Genomic DNA, 20291 nt, shown 5'->3' with positions numbered 1-20291 from the left:
TTACGCCCCGGTCAGCTTGTAGAGGTCGCCCAGGGTGACCACGGCGGCCAGGTGCTCGCCGGTGATGGTCTTGCCGTACTCCATGTCGAACATCACGATCACGCCCAGCGCGGCCAGTGAATCCCACTCGGGCAGTTCGCGCAGCACCGTGTCCATGGTCACCTCGACCGGATTCTGGAAATCCGTGGCCGACAGGAAATTCTCGATAAACGTCTCTTGGCTCATGTTGCTGGTTCCACGGGTTGGGCGAAGGAGGGAGGAGCGAGGGTGCTGGAGGAATCGGATCCGGACATGACGCCGCCGGCAGCGGCGATCAGGTCGACGATGGCGTCCACCTGGTCGGCCGCCAGTCCAGGGAAGATCGGCAGGCACAGCACGCGATCGGCCATCTGCCGGGCCACCGGCAGGCCGGCCGGGGCGGACGAGGGCAGGCCGCGGTACATCGGGAAATCGCTGATCAGCGGGTAGAAGTAGCGGCGCACCAGGATGTCGTGGCTGCGCAGCAGCCGGTGCAGTTCATCGCGCGCCAGCGGGAAGGCGTCCTCGACCAGGATCGGGAACGAGGCGTAGTTGGACAACCCCGGCGACCGCGGCGCCAGGCAACGGATCCCCGGCACCTGCGCCAGGCGTTGCCGGTACTGCGCGTCGATCGCCCCACGCTGCGCCAGCGCGTCATCGATGTGCTGGAGTTGCAGCAGCCCGAACGCGGCGTTGATCTCGCTCATCTTGCCGTTGATGCCGGTCGCCACCACCGTGGTCTCGTCGACGAAGCCGAAGTTCTTCAGGCGGCTAATGCGCTGGTAGGTCTTGGCGTCCGGGCAGACGATGGCGCCGCCCTCGAAGGTGTTGAACACCTTGGTGGCGTGGAAGCTGAGCACGCTGAGGTCGCCGTGGCGCAGGATCGAGCCGCCCTCGTCCTTGACCCCGAACGCGTGCGCGGCGTCGTAGATGACCTTGAGGTTGTAGGTGTCGGCGATGCGCTCGATCGCCGCGGTGTCGCAGGGGGTGCCGTAGCAGTGCACCGGCATGATCGCGGTGGTGTGCGGGGTGATCGCCGCTTCAATCTTGAGCGGATCCAGGTTCATGCTCAGCGGATCGATGTCCACGAACACCGGCTTGATGCCGCGCCACAGCAGCGAATGCGCGGTGGCGACGAACGAGTACGGCGTGGTGATGACCTCGCCGGTGATGCGCAGCGCCTGCAGCGCGGTCAGCAGCGCCAGGGTGCCGTTGGTCAGCAGCGCCAGGTGGTTCACCCCCAGGTACTCGGCCAGCGCCTTCTCCAGCGCACGGTGCATGTCGCCGCCGTTGGTCAGGATGCGGCTGCGCCAGATCTGCTCCAGGTACGGGACGAACGCCTCCAGGGGCGGCAGCAGCGGACTGGTGACGGGAATGGACATGGGACCTGCCTGGCGACGGGTGAAAGTCCCCGGTGCGGAACGCGCCGCCCGGTGCTGTGAAACGTGAAGCAAGCCACATGCCAAAGAGGCTGTCTACTCCCGTCATGCCGACCGGGATGCGGCGATGGCAAGGCAAAGCGCCGCGTGGCTAGCCGTGACCGCGCGATGCGCACGTCGACGCCCACGTTGCGCCGGTCGTGCCGCCGCGGGGAAACGATGAAAGGGGAAGGGAGTGCGCCGCGCTGGCGGCGGGCGCGCCGGGTGCGGCCGCACCCGGCGCCGTGCGCCGGCTCAACTGGCCAGTTCGGTCTGGTCGCGGTCGATGCCGTACTTGCGCAGCTTCTCGACCAAGGTGGTGCGCCGCAGGCCCAGCAGCTGCGCCGCATGTGCGACCACGCCCTGGGTGCGCTCCAACGCCTCGTTGATCAGCGCCAGTTCGATGTTGGCCATGTGCCCGCGCAGGTCCAGGCCGCTTTCCGGCAGTGTCGCCGCGGCCGCAGCCGGCGTATCGGCATCCGCGCCGCCCGGCTTGCCGCCGGCGTGCAGGTCCACCACGTTCGGGACCCGCCGCGGATCGGCGACGACGGGCGCCGGTGGTGCCGACACGTCGATGGACGAGGCGAAGTCGCCACGGTAGCGTGCCGGCAGGTCCTGCACCCGCACCAGTCCGCCCGGATGCAGCACCGCCAGGCGTTCGACCAGGTTGGTCAGCTCGCGCACGTTGCCCGGCCACTCGTAGCTGCGCAGCGCCTGCAAGGCCTCCTCGGAGAAGCGCACTTCACCGCGCCCGGTCCGCGCCAGTTGCGCGGCGATGGTGTGCACCAGCGCCGGCAGGTCGTCGCTGCGTTCGCGCAGCGCCGGCATCTCGATCGGGAACACGTTGAGCCGGTAGAACAGGTCCTCGCGGAACTGGTTGCCGGCGATGCGCTCTTCGAGGTTGCGGTGGGTCGCCGCGATCACCCGCACGTTGCAGCGGATGGTAACGTTGCCGCCGACCCGCTCGAAGCTGCGCTCCTGCAGCACGCGCAGCAGCTTGACCTGCATCGGCAGGCTCATGTCGCCGATTTCGTCGAGCAGCAGCGTGCCGCCCTCGGCCATCTCGAAGCGGCCCTTGCGTGCGCTCAGCGCGCCGGTGAACGAGCCTTTCTCATGGCCGAACAGTTCGCTTTCGAGCAGGTCCGGCGGGATCGCGCCGCAGTTGATCGCCACGAACGGGCCGTCGCGGCGCGGCGATTGCTGATGGATCGCGCGCGCCACCACTTCCTTGCCGGTGCCGGATTCGCCCAGCACCAGCACGGTGGTGTCGAACGCGGCAACCTGATCGATCAGCCGGCGCAGGCGGGTCACCGCCGCGCTGGTGCCGGTCGGGCCGTTGTCCTGCGCGGCACCGGCCTGGTGTTCGGCGTCCAGCCGCTTGAGGCTGGCGCGGCGCAGCAAGGTTTCCAGTTGCGCGTGGCGCAGCGGGGCTTCCAGTTGCCACACGTTGGCCTCGTGCAGGCCATGGCGCTGGGCGAAGGCCTGCGCGTCGCCGTTGAGCAGCAGCACCGGCGGCGGCAGCGAACTGCGCGCCACCCAGCCGAAGAAGGCATCGGCCTGCTCCTGGTCGTCGAGCCCGCCGACCAGGATCGCCATCCATTCGGTCTGCCGGTGACGGCCGGGCTGGACGTCGGCCACGTCGGTGACCCAGCGCGGGTTGAGGTCCATGAATTCGAGCAGGCTGACGGTCCGCTCGGCGCGCACCGCATCGTCATCGATCACCAGGATCCGCGATTCGCTCATGCCGGCACTCCCTCGGTGCGAAGTCCCTCCAGGATCGGCATCACTTCCTGGATGTAGGACAGCTTGCTGACGAAGTTGTCGGCGCCGGCGCGCATGGCGTGTTCGCGGTGCTCGGCGTCGTCGAAATGGCTGGCGATCACGATGTACGGCGCCTGGTCCTGGGTCTTGATCAGGCGCGTGGCCTGCAGGCCGCCCATCTCGGGCATGGCCAGGTCCATCAACACCACCTGCGGGCGCAACGACTCGGACCGCTCGATGGCTTCCAGGCCATTGGCGGCGCTGCCGATCACTTCCATCCACTCGAGCTTGCGGAAGTGGCGCATGGCGGCGTTGATGAAACCTTCGTGGTCGTCGACCAGAAGCACGGACAATTTGTTCATATGCGTCGTTTTTCCTTAGCCCACACGGGCCAGCAGCGGTTTGCTGCCGCGGCGGCGTTCGCGTGCGGGAGCGATGTCCAATTGTTCACGATACTTGGCGACAGTGCGCCTTGCCACGTTTACGCCCTGTCGCGACAGCAGCCCGGCGATGGCCTCGTCGGCCAGCGGCCGCCCAGCCGGCTCGGATTCGATCAGGCGCCGGACCATGGCGCGCACCGCCTGCCCGGAGACCGCGGCGCCTTCCAGGCGCACGGCGAAGAAATGCTTCAGCTCGAAGGTGCCGCGCGGAGTCTGCAGGTACTTGCCGGTGGTGATGCGCGAGATGGTCGATTCGTGCATGCCGATCGCCTCGGCCACTTCCTTCAGGGTCAGCGGCGCCATCGCTTCCTCGCCCTTGACCAGGAACGCCGACTGGCGCTCGACGATGGCGCGGGTGGTGCGCAACAGGGTCTCGTAGCGCATCGACAGGCCGCGGGTCAGCCATCGCGCCTCCTGCAGCATCTCGCGCAGCGGCTGCGCGGCGTCGCCGGCCTCGGCCAGGGCGCGTTCGTGCATCGGGTTGACGGTGACGCGGTGGGTGGTGGCCGGGTTCAGCGCCACCCGCCAGGTGCCGTCGGCATGCCAGGCGACCACGTCCGGGAGCACATGGCCGGCGTCCTGCGGCTGCAGGCTGTCGCCGGGCCGCGGCTGCAGCGACAGGATCAGCCGCACCGCCTCGCGCACGTCGTCGGTCTCGGCATCGAGCTGGCGCCCGAGCAGGGCGTAGTCGTGGCTGGCGAGCAGGTTGAGGTCGCCTTCGAGAATGCGCGCGGCCAGGTGGCGGCCGGGCACGCGGCCGGGCAGGTCGCTCAGCTGCGCCTGCAGGCACTCGCGCAGGTCGCAGGCGCACAGGCCGGCCGGGTCGCCGTGCAGCAGGCGCTGGCGCACCGCTTCGGCCTGCGCCACGGTCAGGCCCAGGCGTGCGCTGGCCAGCTGCTGCAGGGTCTCGAGCGCGCCGTCCAGGTAGCCGGCATCGTCGCAGTGTTCCAGCCAGAACGCGGCCGCTTCCAGTTCCAGCGCCGGCAGTTCCAGGGCCAGCCGCTGCAGCACGCGCAGGTGCGGGTCGCTGGACTCGCCGGCGGCGATGCGTTGCATGCGATCGTCTTCGCCGTCGTTCCAGCCGGCGGCCGGGATGTCCCACATCGAGGATTCGGGCAGTTCGTCGAACGCTGCGGTTTCCAGCCCCGCATCCTCGTGCTTGACCACCGGCTCGATCACGCCCTCTGACTCTTCCAGTTCGAGCAGCGGATTGGTCTCCAGCGCGCGGCGGATTTCCAGTTCCAGTTGCATGCCGTCGAGCTGCAGCAGTCGGATCGACTGCAGCAGTTGCGGGGTCAGATGCAGTTGCTGGCCCAGTTGGGCGGAAACGGTCGGCTTCATGCGGACTTCCTCGGTTTGGCGCCAACCCTCTGGCGCCCGTGGAACGCATACTGCTTGTCGCCCGACGGTAACAGAATCGGGGGGTTCCTGAGTAGGGTAGTAAAATTCCCGACAGGGTGTCAGGAATTTCCCGACATTCGGGTCCTGGGCGCCGGACAGTCGACGGCGTAATGCCTTATCTGGCGGGCCTCGGCTGGATCGTCGCAGCCTGCTGACCGGTTAAGGCAAACGCCATGCCAATGTTCCGTGTCGGGATGTCGTCCCCAGTTCAGCTCAGTTCGCTCTGATGGCGCGCAGCCAGCAGGACCAGATCGTTGGCGCGCCGACAACCCAGCGATTCCATCATGCGCGCGCGGTGGGTCTCCACCGTCTTGACGCTGATGCCCAGATCCGAGGCGATTTCCTTGTTGCTCTGGCCCCGGCCGATCTGACGCAGGATCTCGCGTTGCCGCGGCGACAGGGCGGCGACGCCCACCGGGCGCTCGCGGCCGAGCATCGGCGCGATCATCTTGGAGGAGATCTGCGGGCTCAGGAACACCTGGTTGGCGCTGGCCGCACGTAGCGCCAACTCCAGCTCCAGCGGGGCGGCGTCCTTGACCACGAAGCCGGTGGCGCCACGGTCCAGCGCATCGCGCACGTGCACCGGGTCGTCGTGCATCGACATCATCACCACCCGGGTCTTGGGCGAGCTGTGCAGCACGTCGGTGAGTGCGTCCAGGCCGCTGCGCCCGGGCAGGGACAGGTCCATCAGCACCAGGTCGGGGCGGTGCAGGGTGGCCAGGTCCACCGCCTGCTGCGCGTTGCTGGCCTCGGCGACCACGTCGACGTCCGCAAACGTCTGCAGCAGCCGGCTCAGGCCGGCGCGTACCAAGGTGTGATCGTCGACGATGATGACTCGCACGGTGCAGGTCCTTCTATTCAGATCGGCACCTTAGCCGAGCCGCTCGCCGCCGCCAACCTCGGCGCCACGCTGGCGGACCGAGGTGCCGGCTCAACGCGCCCGGCGGCTGTCGGCGATTTGCCGGCGGTGCAGCCGGAACAGGTGGCGTTCCAGGGCCTCTTCCAGGCCAGGCGGCTGTGTCTCGAACCGTAGCCAAAGTTGCACGACGCCGGCGGTGGTGGCCTCGGCCAGCACCCGCACCGGCAATTCCAGGTGGTCCGGCAGCCAGTCCGAGGGTTGCAGGCGCAGCAGGCCGGCGGCGCCGGCGGCAGCGCCGGAGCGCGCACCGAGCTCAAGTCGCACGCCGCGCCGCGACCAGCACAGCGGCCGCAGCGGCAGGGCGTCTTCATGCTGGCGGGCCAGCCGGCCCAGCAGGACAAGCATCAGGTCGAGCTTGGCCTCCATCCGCTGGGTCTGCGCGGTGGCCTCGCTGCGATCGTCGCTGCCGTCCTCGCCACGCAGATCCTCGATCTGCGCCAGGCTACGCAACAGCGCCTCGCCGGCGGCGAGCCGGCCGGCGCCGTTGCCCAGGCGGAAATCCGCCGGCAGCGCCAGTTCGCAGCTGAGGGTGTCGTGAAACAGTTCGGCGTCGGCCGGGTGGTGCGCGGCGCCGTCCGAGCCGGTGTTCATCCCAGCAGTCCGGCCTGCGAATACAGCCGCGCGGCGTGAGTGGACTGGCGGCTGGTGCGCAGCCAGGCCGCGGCATGGTCGCGCTCCATGCGCATCTGCGCGGTCACCGCCTGCTGCAGGGCGAGCAACGGCTTCAACGCCTCGCGCGAGCGGTCGGCATCGTCCTGCTGCAGATACGCCTGCAGGCGCCGCTCGTGATCGGCGATCATGGCCTGGGCCAGTGCGTAGTCGTCGCCACGCAGGACCTCGCGCAACTCGTGCAGGTCGTTGTGCAGGTCGGCGAGTTGGATACTCACGATGCGTTCGCCGTGGCCAGTTCGCGCTGCTGCGCGGGGATGGCGGCCCAGGCCGCGTCGATCTCGCTGAGCAGTTCCAGCGCTTCGGTCAGCGCAGCGTCGTCGTTGTGCAGGTTGGCTTCGGTCAGCCGGTGCATGACGTAGTCGTAGAGCGCCGACAGATTGCCGGCGATCTCGCCGCCGGCCTCGTGGTCGAGCGAGCCATTGAGATGGCCGACGATGGCGCAGGCTTCGCCGATCGCCTTGCCCTTGCGCGCCTGGTCGCCCTGCGCAAGGCAGGCCTGGGCCTGGCGGATGCGCTGGCAGGCACCGGCGAACAGCATGGCGACCAACTTGTGCGGGTCGGCATCCGTGACGCTGGTGGAAATGCCCATCTTGCGATATTGCTCAGCGTACTGGCGGCTGGAACCGTACATGGAAAACTCCCTCGGTGGATTGGCAGCGCGGGCCGCCGTGCTCTCCGGCAAGGGTGCCGGGGCGGTGGTTGCGGCCAATCCGCAATGACTGTCGATACTCTTCATATCGGCCACGACGCACTTGGACTTGAGCGGCGGCCGTGTGCGCGTCAGCTGAACTGCTTGGTGAGGCTATCGCTCACGCCCTGCATCTGCGTCACCAGCGTTTCCATCGCCGTGAAGCGCGCGGTGTACTGGTCGGTCAGCGTCTGCATGCGCGCGTCCAGATCGTTGAGCTGGTCGGTCAGGTCGGAAATGTGCTTGTTGAGCGCGTCGGTCCGCTGGGTCAGCGTACCGTTGGTGGTGTCCAGGTTGCTCTTCAGCAGCGTGCTCATGCCGGCGCCGAAGTTGCCGGCGCTGCCGAGCATGGTCTTGGCCGCCGAGGGATCGGCGGCCACGGCGGTATCGAACTTGCTGCTATCCATGCTCATCACCCCGTCCTTGTCGATGGTGACGCCCAGCGCCATCAACCCGCTGACGTTGTCGCTGACCAGCCGCCGCAGCGACTGCTGCAGGCCGCGCACCATCGCATCGCCGGTCATCGGCGAGGCCTTCTTGTTGGTGGCGTCGTAGGCGCTGGAGGACTTCAGGACGCTGTTGGCCGAGTTGTAGGCGCTGACCAGCGCGGTCAGGTTCGCTTTCAGCGGGCTGGTGTCGCTGGTGATGTTCAGATTGTAGGTGGTGCCGGCAACCGCCTTGGTCAGATTGATGGCGACCCCGGGGACGATGTCGGCGATGGTGTTGCTGCTGGACGTACGCTGGAAGCCGTCCACCTTCACCACCGCGTCGTCCGCAGCGATGGTCTGGGTCAGGCCGCCACTGCTGCCAGGCGGGTAGGTGAGCTTGGCCAGGCCGCCGTCGCCGCCGGAGGTGGTGATGGTCAGCGCGCCCTTGGTGCCGGAGTTGACCGCGTTGAGCACCAGGTGGTCGCCATCGTCGGCGGTGACCACGCTGGCGGTCACGCCGGCGCCGTTGGCGGCCTTGTTGATGAAGGCGGCCACGTCGCTGAGCTTGCTGCCTGCATCGACGTTGACGTTGAGCGTGGTGCTGCCGTAAGCGATCGTCAGGGTGCCGCCACCGACGACGGCGCCGCTGGCGTAGGCCGACGAGGTCAGCTTCTGCGACTGCGCCAGCTTCACGACCTCGATGCCGTACCTGCCGGCGCTGGCGCTCGAGGTGACCGTGGCGGTATAGCCCGCACCGTCGTCGATGTTCGCCTTGAAGGCGCCCTTGTCGGCGCTGTCGGAGACGGTACTCATCGCCGTCTGCAGGTTGGACAGCGCGCTCTTGATCGTGCTCAACGACGACAGCTGCGCGGTGGAGGCGGTGCCGTCGCGGTTGATCCGGTCTTCCTGCGGTTGGCGTTCCTTCGATACCAGCTTGGCGACGAAGGTCGGAATGTCCAGGCCTGAGCCGATTCCCGTGGTGGACATGATCGCGTTCCTTGAGGTGGCCGGCGCGCGGCGCGCCAGCGGCTGAGGGGAGTATCGGCGTGCGGGGGCGGTTCTTGAGCGCCGCCCGCGCGTCGCGGCGGTTCTCCGTTGCGATGCAAATCCTGTGCCGCAGTGTCAGCGTCAAAAAAAAGGCCCCTCCTTGCGGAGGGGCCCGGTGTCACGTTGCGGCGCGTCGCGCTTAGCCCTGGAGCAGGCTCAGCACGCTCTGCGGCGCCTGCTTGGCCTGGGCCAGCATCGCGGTGCCGGCCTGCTGCAGGATCTGCGTGCGGGTCAGCTCGGCGGTTTCCTTGGCGTAGTCGGTATCGCGGATGCGGCTGCGCGAGGCCGACAGGTTCTCCGAGGTGGAGCTCAGGTTGGCGATGGTGGAGGTGAAGCGGTTCTGGATCGCACCCATGTCGGCACGCGAGGAGTTCACCGCGGTCAGCGCGTTGTCGACGATGCTCAGCGCCTTCTGCGCGCCCTGGAAGGTGGAGATATCCAGGTCCTGCAGGTAGTTGGTGGTGCCGGCGGTGGCGGTGGCGCTGGCGGCGATGCCGGCGTTGCTGAAGGTGATGCCGGTGGCGCCGGTGGCCGAGCCGGCGGTGAACGAGAAGTCCTGGCCGCCCTTGACCGATTCCAGCTTCAGCGCGCTGCTGGTCGGGTCGATCGAGGCGTACACGCCGGTCTGCGCCAGCTGGTCGTTGATCGCCGAGGCGATCTTCTTGGCCACGTCGGCACCGGCATCGCCGGCGGCCACCGAGACCGAGGCGATGGTGACGCCGTTGACGACCATGCCGGAGAAGCTGCCGCTGGCGGTCGCGGTGCCGGAGGCCAGGGCGGCCGAGCCGGTCTGCGTGGCGGCGAAGCCGGCCTTGCCCAGGGCCGAGGCGCTGGCGTTGACGATGCTGTTGATGCCGATGGTCTGGCCGGCGTCGGCGCCGACCTGGAACAGCGCGCCGGAGAACGAACCGTCCAGCAGCTTGGTGCCGTTGAAGTTGGTCTGCTTGGAGACGCGGTCGATTTCCGCGGTCAGCTGCTTGACTTCCGAGTTCAGCGCACCACGGTCGGTGGTGGAGTTGGTGGCGTTGGCCGACTGCACCGACAGTTCGCGGATACGCTGCAGGTTGTTGCCGATTTCGACCATCGCGCCTTCGGCGGTCTGCGCCAGCGAGATGCCGTCGTTGGCGTTGCGCGAGGCCACGTCCAGACCACGGATCTGGGTGGTGAAGCGCTCGGAGATCGCCAGGCCGGCCGCATCGTCCTTGGCGCTGTTGATGCGCAGGCCCGAGGACAGACGCTGGATCGTCGTCGCCAGGCTGGCGCTGGTGGTGTTGAGGTTGCGCTGAGCGTTCAGCGACATTACGTTGGTATTGATGACCTGTGCCACGTTGATATCTCCTGTAAGCGATTTGTCCGGCAACTTTTGTTGCCTGGAGTCTCCGCAGGGGGCCATCAATTGGCCAGTGCCGCTGCTGATACAAGTAACGGCGGCAAGCCCGCAACCTTTAGTGATTTGCTGCGCAAAAATATGGCGGCGCGATGATTTGCAACCCACCCAAAACGCGGCGAAGAGCTTGTTTCGGCCGCGCTTTGGCAAACTTTAGGTCCAGCATGCAAGTCCGGGACACGGCGGCGTGGATCGATGCGGAAGACGTCGATGCCATCGCGGGCGCCATAGAAGATGCTGGATCACCTCGCCAACATGCGGCCGCGTCCACCGCTAACGCCTGACCCCTGTCCGCACTCCAGTCCGCCGGTCCGAGACCGGGTTCCTGCGCGTTAGGAAGTCGATGGCGCTGGCCATCTTCGGTCGCTCCAGTGGCAATGGCAGCGTGCACCGGGGGCCTTGCGTACCGCCTTGCTCACGCCATCCTCCAACGGCCGCATGACCTGGCAATGCCGGCCGAGACCGTCCAGCCGCTCCAGCCAGCGGGCCGTAGGTCGGGCACGCCAACCGCGGGTGCGGCATATGCGGGTTCAACGCAGCATCGAGTAACGGCGGTGACGCCGTGTTGTCCGACATGCACTCCCGCCGCGTCGGAACCGAATAAAAAAGGCCCCTCCTTGCGGAGGGGCCCGGTGTCACGTTGCGGCGTGCCGCGTTTAGCCCTGGAGCAGGCTCAGTACGCTCTGCGGCGCCTGCTTGGCCTGGGCCAGCATCGCGGTGCCGGCCTGCTGCAGGATCTGCGTACGGGTCAGCTCGGCGGTTTCCTTGGCGTAGTCGGTATCGCGGATGCGGCTGCGCGAGGCCGACAGGTTCTCCGAGGTGGAGCTCAGGTTGGCGATGGTGGAGGTGAAGCGGTTCTGGATCGCACCCATGTCGGCACGCGAGGAGTTCACCGCGGTCAGCGCGTTGTCGACGATGCTCAGCGCCTTCTGCGCGCCCTGGAAGGTGGAGATATCCAGGTCCTGCAGGTAGTTGGTGGTACCGGCGGTGGCAGTGGCGCTGGCGGCGATGCCGGCGTTGCTGAAGGTGATGCCGGTGGCACCGGTGGCCGAGCCGGCGGTGAACGAGAAGTCCTGGCCGCCCTTGACCGATTCCAGCTTCAGCGCGCTGCTGGTCGGGTCGATCGAGGCGTACACGCCGGTCTGCGCCAGCTGGTCGTTGATCGCCGAGGCGATCTTCTTGGCCACGTCGGCACCGGCATCGCCGGCGGCCACCGAGACCGAGGCGATGGTGACGCCGTTGACGACCATGCCGGAGAAGCTGCCGCTGGCGGTCGCGGTGCCGGAGGCCAGGGCGGCCGAACCGGTCTGGGTGGCGGCGAAGCCGGCCTTGCCCAGCGAGGCGGCGCTGGCGTTGACGATGGTGTTGATGCCGATGGTCTGGCCGGCGTCGGCGCCGACCTGGAACAGCGCGCCGGAGAACGAACCGTCCAGCAGCTTGGTGCCGTTGAAGTTGGTCTGCTTGGAGACGCGGTCGATTTCCGCGGTCAGCTGCTTGACTTCCGAGTTCAGCGCACCGCGGTCGGTGCTGGAGTTGGTGGCGTTGGCCGACTGCACCGACAGTTCGCGGATACGCTGCAGGTTGTTGCCGATTTCGACCATCGCGCCTTCGGCGGTCTGCGCCAGCGAGATGCCGTCGTTGGCGTTGCGCGAGGCCACGTCCAGACCGCGGATCTGGGTGGTGAAGCGCTCGGAGATCGCCAGGCCGGCCGCGTCGTCCTTGGCGCTGTTGATGCGCAGGCCGGAAGACAGGCGCTGGATCGTCGTCGCCAGGCTGGTGCTGGTGGTGTTGAGGTTGCGCTGAGCGTTCAGCGACATTACGTTGGTATTGATGACCTGTGCCATTTTGATATCTCCTCTTAGCGATTTGTCCGGCAACCGGTTGGTGCCTGGAGTCTCCGCAGGGGGCCATCAATTGGCCGGTGCGGCTGGTGATATAAGTAACGGCGACAGGTGCGCAACCTTTAGCGGTTTACTGCAGAAAATTTGCCGTTCCGACAATGCGCAAAAGACCCGGGCCACGGCGAAGAGGCTGATTCGACCGCGATCCGGCAAACTTTAGGGCTTCTTTCGCCTTGTCTACCGCGCAGTCGGCGATGGCGGTCTTTTGTATAACGCGAAAGGCCCGGAGGCGTCGCCGCGCTCCGGGCCTTTCGGTATATCCGGTTTATCGCTTGACGATCAGAGCCTGTCGAACAGCGACATCTTCTGCATCTGGGTAAAGATGGTCTGTGCCGCTTTCAGCGCCGACTGTTCCAGCTGGTATTGAGAAATCGCTTGCGCGTAGTCGAGGTCGCGCAGCGAGGACAGGGTGGTCTTCAGGGTCACGTCGTTGGCGGCGCGCAGGTCGGTGGCGTTATCGATCGCCGCGAGCTGAGCGCCGCCGGCGGCGCGCGCGTCGATCATCTTCGACGAGGCCTGGGTGATGTCGCGCATCGACGATTGCAGGCCGTTCTGCAGTGCGGCCTTGGCGGTGGGGGTGATGGGATCGGTGTTGAGCAGGTCGACCAGGTTGCTGATCGTGGAGAACACGTCCTTGGTGGTCGATGGCCCGATCTGGAAGCTGTCGCCGGCGGCGGGGGCGCCGTCCACGCGCATCTTCAGGCCGGGCAGGCCGATGCTCTCGCCGGCGGCATAAGTGCCGGTGTTGATCACGGTGCCGCTGCTGTCGCGCACCTCGTAGGTGGTGGCGGCGGTGAACACGACGTTGTAGCTGCCGCCGTTCCAGGCGGTCGCGCTTGAGCCGTCGCGGCTGAAGTCCAGCAACAGGCCGGTACCGGTGTTGGCGGCGGCCGCGTGCGCGTCCACGGTGCCGTCGCCGGTCGGTACGCGCATGAAGATCTCGCTGCCGGGCAGGGTGTCGGAGACCTTGGTATCCGGGGCCACCTCCACGCTGCGCTGGGTCTGGTTGCCGCTGTAGACCACGTTGCCGGAGACCACGGCGAAGGGTGCGGCGTCGTCGGCGGTGCCGCCGAACAGGTAGCGGCCGGAGCCGTCGGTGCTGTTGGACAGGCTGAGCAGGCTGTCGTGCAGGGTCTTCAGTTCCGCGGCGATGGCCTTGCGGTCGGGGGTGGTCAGCGCCGAACTATTGGCTTCCACCGTCAGATCCTTGACCCGGGCCATCAGGTCCCCGGCCTGCGACAGCGAGTTCTCCTGCAGGTTGAGCCGGTTCTGCACGTTGTTGGCGTTGTCGCCGAAGCGGGCCAGCGCGGCCACCGTGCGATCCAGGCTGACCGCGGTGCCCGCGGCGACCGGGTCGTCGGCCGCGCTGACGATGCGCTGGCCGGTGGAGAGCTGCTGCTGCAGGTGCGAGATCGTCGCCTGCTTGCCGAGCATGGTGTTGAGCGACTGATTGAAGATCATGCCGCTGGAGATGCGATTGCTCATCGGACCGCGCTCAGGATGGACTGGAACAGGGTGTCGGCGGTGGAGATCAGGCGCGAGGCCGCCTGATAGGCCTGCTGCAGCCGCAGCATGTCCGCCGCTTCCTCGTCGAGGTTGACGCCGGATAGCGAGTCGCGCGCATCCTGGGCGCTGCTCTGGATCACGTCCTGCGCGTCGGCGGCGTACTTGGCCTGGCGCGCCGCCGAGCCGACCGTGGTGGTCAGGCCGGCCACCGCGCCGTTGAGGGTGATGGTGCCGCCGTTGAAGGCCTTGGAGTCGTCGAGATTGGACAGCAGCAGGGCGTTGCCGTTGTTGCTCGAGCCGACGCCGGTCGGGCCCACCGCGAAGCTGTCGCCGGCCGACGGCATGCCGTCCATGGTCAGGCTCCAGCCATTGGCGTTGATGGTCTGACCGGCCGTGTAGGTCTGCGGTGCGCCGCCGTTGATCGAGTAGTGCGTGGAATCGATGAAGGCGATGCTTGCCGGCGTCAGCAGGTTGGCGTTGCTGGCGTCGGTTGCGGTGACCCCACTGACCTTGCCGGTGCCCAGGTTGCTCAGCGTGGCGCTGGCCTGGATCGGCGTCGCCGCGGCGATGCGCGAGGGGTCGGTGATGGCCACGGACAGTTTGCTGATGGCGTTGGCCGTGGGTTGCAGCAGGAACTTGTCGCCGCTGGCGGCGGTGCCGGACACCTGCAGGGACACGCCGTTGACCACGAACGGATCGGCACTGGTGCCCGAACCGCTCATCGGGACGCTGGCGCCGGTGTCGCTGCGGCTGGCGCTCCAGGCGGTGCCGTTGTAGGTCAGCAGCAGGTTCTGCCCGTCGAGCTTGCTCAGGTCGCTGACGTTGGCGGTGAACGCCGCGGTGCCAGTGTTGGCGCTGTTGCCGTCCACGCTCGGCGCCGGCAGGTTGAAGAAATCGCCGCCCAGCTGCCCGTACAGATCCATGCCGGCATGGTGCTGCTGGTTGTAGCTGCTGGCCACGCCGGTGGCGATACGCCCAAGTTCGGCCTTGGTCGGATCCAGGACGTTGCTGCGGAACTCCAGGAAACCGCCGAGCTGCCCCCCCAGCGCCTTGCTGGTAAGCGGCGTCGAGCCGCCCGGCGTCTTCAGCGCGATCTGCAGCTTTTCCGGCTGGTAGGGGTCGGGACTGGTGACCAGCGTCGACGCATTGGTGCCGACCACCATCGCTTGGCCGCCGGAGGTGTAGACGTTCATCATCCCGCCGTCCTGCTGGATGACGCTGCCGCCGGTGTAGCCGATGAGCTGGCTGATCATCTGGTCGCGGCGATCGAGCAGGTCCGGCGCGGCGGCATTGGCGTTGGAGCCGATCTGGCCGTTGAGCTTGGCGATCTCGGTGGCGAGGCGGTTGGCCTCGGCGGTGCCGGCCAGCAGGCCGTTGTTGACCTCGCTGCCGAGCGAATCGAGCTGGCCGTTGAGCTGCTTGAAGCGGGTCACCAGCGAATTGCCGGCGTCCAGCAGGTTCTGCCGGTTGGCGCTGGCCGAGGCGTTGGAGGACAGGCCGCTGGTGGCGTCGAAGAAGTTCGACCACTGCCCGGCGATGCTGGTCGCCTTGTCCGAGAACAGCCCGTCCACGCGGCTGGACAGGCTGGACAGCTGCTTCAGCCGGGCCACTTCGCCGGTGCTGTCGAACAGCCGCGAGATCGCCAGCTGGTCGGCGACGCGGGAGACGTCGGTGATCTGGGTGCCGTTGCCGATGAACTCGCTGCCGTACTGGCTGGGGACCGTGGTCGCGAACGTCGTCCGCTGCCGGCTGTAGCCGTCGGTATTGATGTTGGCGACGTTGTGGCTGACCGTGGACAGCGCCCGCTGGAAGGCGAGCAGGGCGCCGGTACCGGTGGAGAGAATGGACATGGGCGGCTACCTCAGCGGCGCACGAGGCCGGACGAATCGACGGTGCTGGCCAGCACGCGCTCGATGCCGCCGGCGGCGGCGCTGCCGATCGCGGCGACCGCGCGACCGATGGTCGGGCCGCCGGCGATGGCGGCGATCTTGGCCGCATAGGCCGGATCGGTGGCGTAGCCGGCGCGCTGCAGGCCCTGGGCGAAGCCGCGGATGTCGGTGCCGGCCTTCAGCGCCTGCTGATAGCGCGGATTGGTCTTCAGCAGGCGCACATAGTCGGCGAAGCTTTCCGCCGGCGAGGAATAGGCACGGAAATCGGCGGTCTGCGACTGCTTGACCCCGTCCACGTACTCGTGGGTGCCGGTGGTCACGCGGTCGCCGTTCCAGCCGGTGGCCTTGATCCCGAACAGGTTGTTGGAACTGGCGCCGTCGCCGCGGGAAATGCCGCGGCGGCCCCAGCCGGTTTCCAGCGCGGCCTGCGCGACCAGGGCACGCGCGTCCACGCCCAGTTCCTGCGCGGCCTTCTGCGCATGGTTCCAGATCTTGGCGACGAAGCCTTCCGGGGTGCGCTCGCCGAGGCTGGCCGCGGCGGCATTGGCCGCCGCGGCGGCGCTGGGATCGATGGCGTTGCCGCTGTCGGCGGTGGCCTGCACGTTCGACCAGCGGTCGTCGGCGCCGGCCCAGGACATCCCGGCGCTGCCGTCGGCCGGGCTGCTGCCGATGGCCTGGTGCATCGCGCTGCTCTCGCGGCCGGCAATCATGTCCAGCACCTGCTGCTGCGGGGAGGCGGTCGCCTCGGCGCCGCTCCACGGGCCAACGCCGGCGCCGGCCGTGGCACCGGCGGCAAGCGCGGCGTCGCCCTGCAGCGGCATCGGGCCGTTGCCGGACTGGCCGGATACCAGCGAATAGGCCTTGGCCGCCTTGGCCGCGTCCAGCGAGGTATTGGTGGGCGTGGCCGCGGCCGACTGCCCGCCGCCCAACTGCTTGGAGATCATCGCGGCCAGGCCCAGCCCCTTGCCGTCGGTCAGGCCCTTGGCCAGTTGCTGGTCGTACATGTCGCGGAAGGTCTGGTTCTCGCCCGGGAACAGCGAGTTGCCGAAGCTTGCGTCGCGCATGCTCTTGACCAGCATGTTGGCGAACTGCCCTTCGAGCTGGCGCGAGACCTTCTCGATCTTGGCCGGATCGTTTTGGGTAGAGGCGTGCAGGTCGAAGGGAGCGGCCGAGATACGCATGTCAGATCACCTCCAGCTCCGCGCTCAGGGCACCAGCCTGCTTGAGCGCTTCCAGAATCGCGATCAGGTCGCCAGGTGCGGCGCCGACCTCGTTGACCGCCCGGACGATCTGATCCAGCGAGGTGCCGCCCTCGAACTTGAACATGCGGCTGCCTTCGTTGGTGGCGGTGATGGTGGACTTGGGCGTGGCCACGGTCTGGCCGCCGCTCAGGGCATTGGGCTGACTGACCTGGGTGCCTTCGCTGATGGTCACCGTCAGCGAGCCGTGCGAGATCGCCGCCGGGCTGACCCGCACCTGCGAGCCGATCACCACCGTGCCGGTGCGGGCATTGACCACCACCTTGGCCGCCGCCGCGCCCGGCGACAGCTCCACGTTCTCGATGCGCGCCAGCAGACCGATCCGCGCGCTCTGGTCGGTGGGCGAACGCACCGCCACGGTGGAGCCGTCCACCGCGTGCGCGCTGCCCGGGCCGAAGGTGCTTTCCAGCGCGGAGACCATGCGCGAGACGGTGGTGAAATCGGGCTGATGCAGGTTCAGGGTGATCTCGCCGGTGTTGCCGAACACGTCCGGCAGCGCACGTTCCACTGTCGCGCCGTTGGGAATCAGGCCGACGCTGGGCACGTTCACCGAGATCCGCGAACCGTCCTTGCCCTGCGCGCCGAAGCCGCCGACCACCAGGTTGCCCTGCGCGACCGCGTAGACCTGGCCGTCGGCGCCCTTCAGCGGCGCCATCAGCAAGGTACCGCCGCGCAGCGAGATGGCATTGCCGATCGAGGAGACGGTGATGTCGATGGTCTGGCCCGGCTTGGCGAATGCCGGCAGCTGCGCGCTGATCGCCACCGCGGCCACGTTCTTCAACTGCGGGTTGACGTTCGACGGCACGTTGACGCCCAACTCGCCGAGCATGTTCTTCAGGCTCTGCACGGTGAAGGGCGCCTGGCTGGTGCGGTCGCCGCTGCCGTCCAGGCCGACCACCAGACCGTAGCCGACCAGCGCGTTGTTGCGCACGCCGCCGACCTGGGCCAGGTCCTTGATGCGTTCGGCCGCGGCCGGCGCGGCCAGGCCCGCGCACAGGGCGACGGCGGCGAGCAGGCGGCAGGGCAGGGACAGGAGATTCATGGCGGGCCTCAGTACGGCGAGATGCGCGAGTTGAAGAAGCGGCTCAGCCAGCCCATTGCGTTGGACTGCGCGACCGCGCCGCGGCCGCCGTAGGCGATGCGCGCTTCGGCCACCTTGCTGGAGGGAATGGTGTTGTCCGGGGCGATGTCGGCGGCGCGGACCACGCCCTGCACCTGCACCAGTTCGTCGCCCTGGTTCAGCCGCAGGTTCTTCTGGCCCTGGATCACCAGGTTGCCGTTGGGCAGGCGCTGCATCACGGTCACGGTGATGCTGCCCTGCATGGTGTTGCTCTGCGCGGTGTTGCCCTTGCCGGCGAAGCTGCGGTCGCCGCTGGTGGAGTTGTTGAGGATGTTGGTGCCGTTGACGGTGAGCGGCGCGCCGAGCAGGGTCGGCGTGGCCATGGTCACCGCATCCTTCTTGCTGATGCTGGTGTTGGCGGTGCTGCTGGCGTTGGTGCTTTCGACCAGGGTGATGGTCAGCAGGTCGCCGACGTCGCGGGCGCGACGGTCCGAATACAGCTGCAGGCCGGGGCCGGCGGCGTAGATCGCGCCAGCCGTGGGCTGCGCCTGCGGCGCCATCACCGGCGTGATCGGCGCCATCGGCGCGTACGGACGCACGTCGCCGGCGGCCACGCCCAGACCGGCGCAACCGCCGAGCAGGACCGGCAGCAGCAGCACGGCGGAGAAGGAGAGAGAGGACAGGCGCGACATGGCGGATTCCGGAGGCGAGGGGATCAGACGTTGTTGTTCAGATAGCCGAGCATGGAGTCGGTGGTGGAGATGGCCTTGGCGTTCATCTCGTAGGCGCGCTGGGTTTCGATCATGCTCACCAGCTCTTCCACCACGTTGACGTTGCTGCCTTCCAGCGCACCCTGCGCGATGTTGCCGAGGCCGTTGAGGCCGGGCGTGCCGTTCGTGGCCGGGCCGGAGGCGGCGGTTTCCACGTACAGGTTCTGGCCCTTGGCCTGCAGGCCGGAGGGATTGATGAAGTCGGTCAGGGTCAGCGAGCCGACCTGCAGCGCGGCGGCGGTGCCGGCGACCTGCACGCTGACCGTGCCGTCGTTGCCGATGGTCACCGACTGCGCGCCTTCCGGGATCTGGATACCCGGCTGGATTGCGTAGCCGCTGTTGGTGACCAATTGGCCCTGCGCATCGATCTGGAAGCTGCCGTCGCGGGTGTAGGCCGTGGTGCCGTCCGGCATCTGCACTTCGAAGAAGCCGCGGCCGTTGACCATCACGTCCAGGGCGCGGCCGGTCTGCTGCTGGCTGCCCTGCTCGAAATCCTTGGCGGTGGCGACCACGCGCACGCCGGTACCGATCTGCAGGCCCGAGGGCAACTGCGTCTGCGAGGAACTGGCGCCGCCGGGCTGCCGCACCTGCTGGTACAGCAGGTCCTCGAAGTTGGCGCGGTCGCGCTTGAAACCGGTGGTGTTGGTGTTGGCCAGGTTGTTGGACACGACCGACATGCGCGTCTGCTGCGCATCCAGTCCGGTCTTGGCGACCCACAAAGCCTGATTCATGACCCGAGTTCCTCTGATGGTGGCCCCGGCACGACGCGCCGGGGGCGCAGGGAGTGATGCACGTGCCGTGCCAAACCGGCACCTGAGGCGCCGCGGCGTGCCTTAGCCGTTCAGACGCAGCAGGGTGTTGGCCGACTGCGCGTTCTCGTCGCCGTTCTTGATGACCTTGACCTGCATTTCGAACTGGCGCTGCAACTGGATCATCTGCACCAGCGCGCCGGCGGCATCGACGTTGCTGCCTTCGAGCATGCCGGTGCGCAGCGAGTTGCCGGTGGCCGGCGCGAAGGCCTTGGCCGGATCGTCGCTGACGTTGCGCATCAGGCCGTCGGGACGGCGGCTGAGCTGGTCCGGCGGCGCCTGTACCACCTTCAGCGTGGCGATGGTGCTCATCGCGGTGGGGGCTTCGCCCAGCGGCACGATCGACACCGTGCCGTCGTTGCCGATTTCCAGCGACTGGTGCGGTGGAATCGAGACCGGGTTGCCCTGGTCGTCGAGCACCGCATGGCCGCTGGCGGTGACCAGCTGGCCATTCGGGGTCAGCGCCAATTCGCCGCCGCGCGTGTACGCCTCCTTGCCGTCGGACGACTGCACCGCCAGCCAGCGATCGGCATCCAGCGACACATCCAGCGGATTGCCGGTCGTGTGCTGGGCGCCGACGTCGCGGTTGAAGCCCTGGTCGATGTGCAGCGCATCGATACGCGACGGATAACCGGCGCCAGGAATCCGATACGCCTCGGTGTTGGCCAACGCCGCCTTGAACCCGGAGGTCTCGACATTGGCCAGGTTGTGCGACACGGTGGCCTGCGCCTGCAGCGAGGCGCGGGCGCCGGTCATGGCGACGTAGAGGGCTTTGTCCATGGGTGTGGGCCGTGATTCGGGAGAAGGGATTCGGGATTCGAAGAAGCGGAAGTACCGCAGACGATCGGAAGTGGTGGCTCAAGCTGGCGCCCGGTCGACGGGACGCCAGCGGTGACGAATCACCAATCCCGAATCACC

At 67.9% G+C, this 20291-nt stretch carries 19 protein-coding genes; all 19 read right to left on the bottom strand.

Annotation, left to right across the window (positions count from 1 at the left end; translation table 11 throughout):
• Positions 1-225, bottom strand: a complete 225-nt coding sequence (locus GGR66_RS08720) for an acyl carrier protein (RefSeq protein ID WP_019801391.1) — start codon at positions 223-225, stop codon at positions 1-3.
• Positions 222-1400, bottom strand: coding sequence for a DegT/DnrJ/EryC1/StrS family aminotransferase (locus tag GGR66_RS08715; protein WP_184447966.1), 1179 nt, complete (start codon positions 1398-1400; stop codon positions 222-224). The genes GGR66_RS08720 and GGR66_RS08715 overlap by 4 nt, the downstream gene beginning before the upstream one ends.
• A 291-nt stretch (positions 1401-1691) precedes the next feature.
• The gene (locus tag GGR66_RS08710; protein WP_160967526.1) at positions 1692-3179 is read right to left on the bottom strand and encodes a sigma-54 dependent transcriptional regulator; all 1488 of its coding nucleotides are present in this window, start codon (positions 3177-3179) and stop codon (positions 1692-1694) included.
• Entirely contained in the window at positions 3176-3559 is a 384-nt protein-coding gene (locus tag GGR66_RS08705) for a response regulator transcription factor (protein WP_048489825.1), read from the bottom strand. Before GGR66_RS08705 ends, GGR66_RS08710 begins: the two co-directional genes overlap by 4 nt.
• A gap of 15 nt (positions 3560-3574) precedes the next feature.
• Complete coding sequence (gene rpoN / locus GGR66_RS08700; RefSeq protein ID WP_184447965.1) at positions 3575-4978, bottom strand: RNA polymerase factor sigma-54; 1404 nt, start codon at positions 4976-4978, stop codon at positions 3575-3577.
• A 268-nt stretch (positions 4979-5246) separates the two neighbouring features.
• A complete protein-coding gene (locus GGR66_RS08695; protein ID WP_160967522.1) occupies positions 5247-5879 on the bottom strand; it encodes a response regulator transcription factor in 633 nt (210 codons plus the stop codon).
• A gap of 90 nt (positions 5880-5969) precedes the next feature.
• Positions 5970-6548, bottom strand: a complete 579-nt coding sequence (locus GGR66_RS08690) for a PilZ domain-containing protein (protein WP_160967520.1) — start codon at positions 6546-6548, stop codon at positions 5970-5972.
• The gene (locus GGR66_RS08685) at positions 6545-6844 is read right to left on the bottom strand and encodes a hypothetical protein (RefSeq protein ID WP_160967518.1); all 300 of its coding nucleotides are present in this window, start codon (positions 6842-6844) and stop codon (positions 6545-6547) included. The genes GGR66_RS08690 and GGR66_RS08685 overlap by 4 nt, the downstream gene beginning before the upstream one ends.
• A complete protein-coding gene (gene fliS, locus GGR66_RS08680) occupies positions 6841-7260 on the bottom strand; it encodes a flagellar export chaperone FliS (RefSeq protein ID WP_010341674.1) in 420 nt (139 codons plus the stop codon). The genes GGR66_RS08685 and fliS overlap by 4 nt, the downstream gene beginning before the upstream one ends.
• Positions 7261-7409: 149 nt before the next feature.
• Positions 7410-8732, bottom strand: a complete 1323-nt coding sequence (fliD, locus tag GGR66_RS08675) for a flagellar filament capping protein FliD (protein WP_160967516.1) — start codon at positions 8730-8732, stop codon at positions 7410-7412.
• Positions 8733-8931: 199 nt separating this feature from the next.
• Positions 8932-10119, bottom strand: coding sequence for a flagellin (locus GGR66_RS08670; protein WP_160967514.1), 1188 nt, complete (start codon positions 10117-10119; stop codon positions 8932-8934).
• Between the two features lie 716 nt (positions 10120-10835).
• The gene (locus GGR66_RS08665) at positions 10836-12023 is read right to left on the bottom strand and encodes a flagellin (protein WP_160967513.1); all 1188 of its coding nucleotides are present in this window, start codon (positions 12021-12023) and stop codon (positions 10836-10838) included.
• Between the two features lie 336 nt (positions 12024-12359).
• Complete coding sequence (gene flgL / locus GGR66_RS08660; protein WP_184447964.1) at positions 12360-13565, bottom strand: flagellar hook-associated protein FlgL; 1206 nt, start codon at positions 13563-13565, stop codon at positions 12360-12362.
• Entirely contained in the window at positions 13562-15436 is a 1875-nt protein-coding gene (gene flgK, locus GGR66_RS08655) for a flagellar hook-associated protein FlgK (protein WP_184447963.1), read from the bottom strand. Before flgK ends, flgL begins: the two co-directional genes overlap by 4 nt.
• An 11-nt stretch (positions 15437-15447) precedes the next feature.
• On the bottom strand, positions 15448-16656 hold the full coding sequence (gene flgJ, locus GGR66_RS08650) for a flagellar assembly peptidoglycan hydrolase FlgJ (protein ID WP_160967507.1): 1209 nt from the start codon (positions 16654-16656) through the stop codon (positions 15448-15450).
• 1 nt (position 16657) lies between these two features.
• Positions 16658-17776, bottom strand: coding sequence for a flagellar basal body P-ring protein FlgI (locus GGR66_RS08645; RefSeq protein WP_160967505.1), 1119 nt, complete (start codon positions 17774-17776; stop codon positions 16658-16660).
• An 8-nt stretch (positions 17777-17784) separates the two neighbouring features.
• Positions 17785-18486: a flagellar basal body L-ring protein FlgH gene (flgH, locus tag GGR66_RS08640; protein ID WP_160967503.1), complete on the bottom strand. Its 702-nt coding sequence runs from the start codon at positions 18484-18486 to the stop codon at positions 17785-17787.
• Positions 18487-18509: 23 nt separating this feature from the next.
• Positions 18510-19295, bottom strand: coding sequence for a flagellar basal-body rod protein FlgG (gene flgG / locus GGR66_RS08635; RefSeq protein WP_160967501.1), 786 nt, complete (start codon positions 19293-19295; stop codon positions 18510-18512).
• Between the two features lie 102 nt (positions 19296-19397).
• Entirely contained in the window at positions 19398-20153 is a 756-nt protein-coding gene (locus GGR66_RS08630; protein WP_160967499.1) for a flagellar basal body rod protein FlgF, read from the bottom strand.
• Positions 20154-20291 lie beyond the last annotated feature (138 nt).

Source organism: Xanthomonas sp. 3498 (assembly GCF_014199795.1).
Classification (GTDB): Bacteria; Pseudomonadota; Gammaproteobacteria; order Xanthomonadales; family Xanthomonadaceae; genus Xanthomonas_A; species Xanthomonas_A rydalmerensis.
This window is presented reverse-complemented; position numbering and strand designations above follow the sequence as displayed.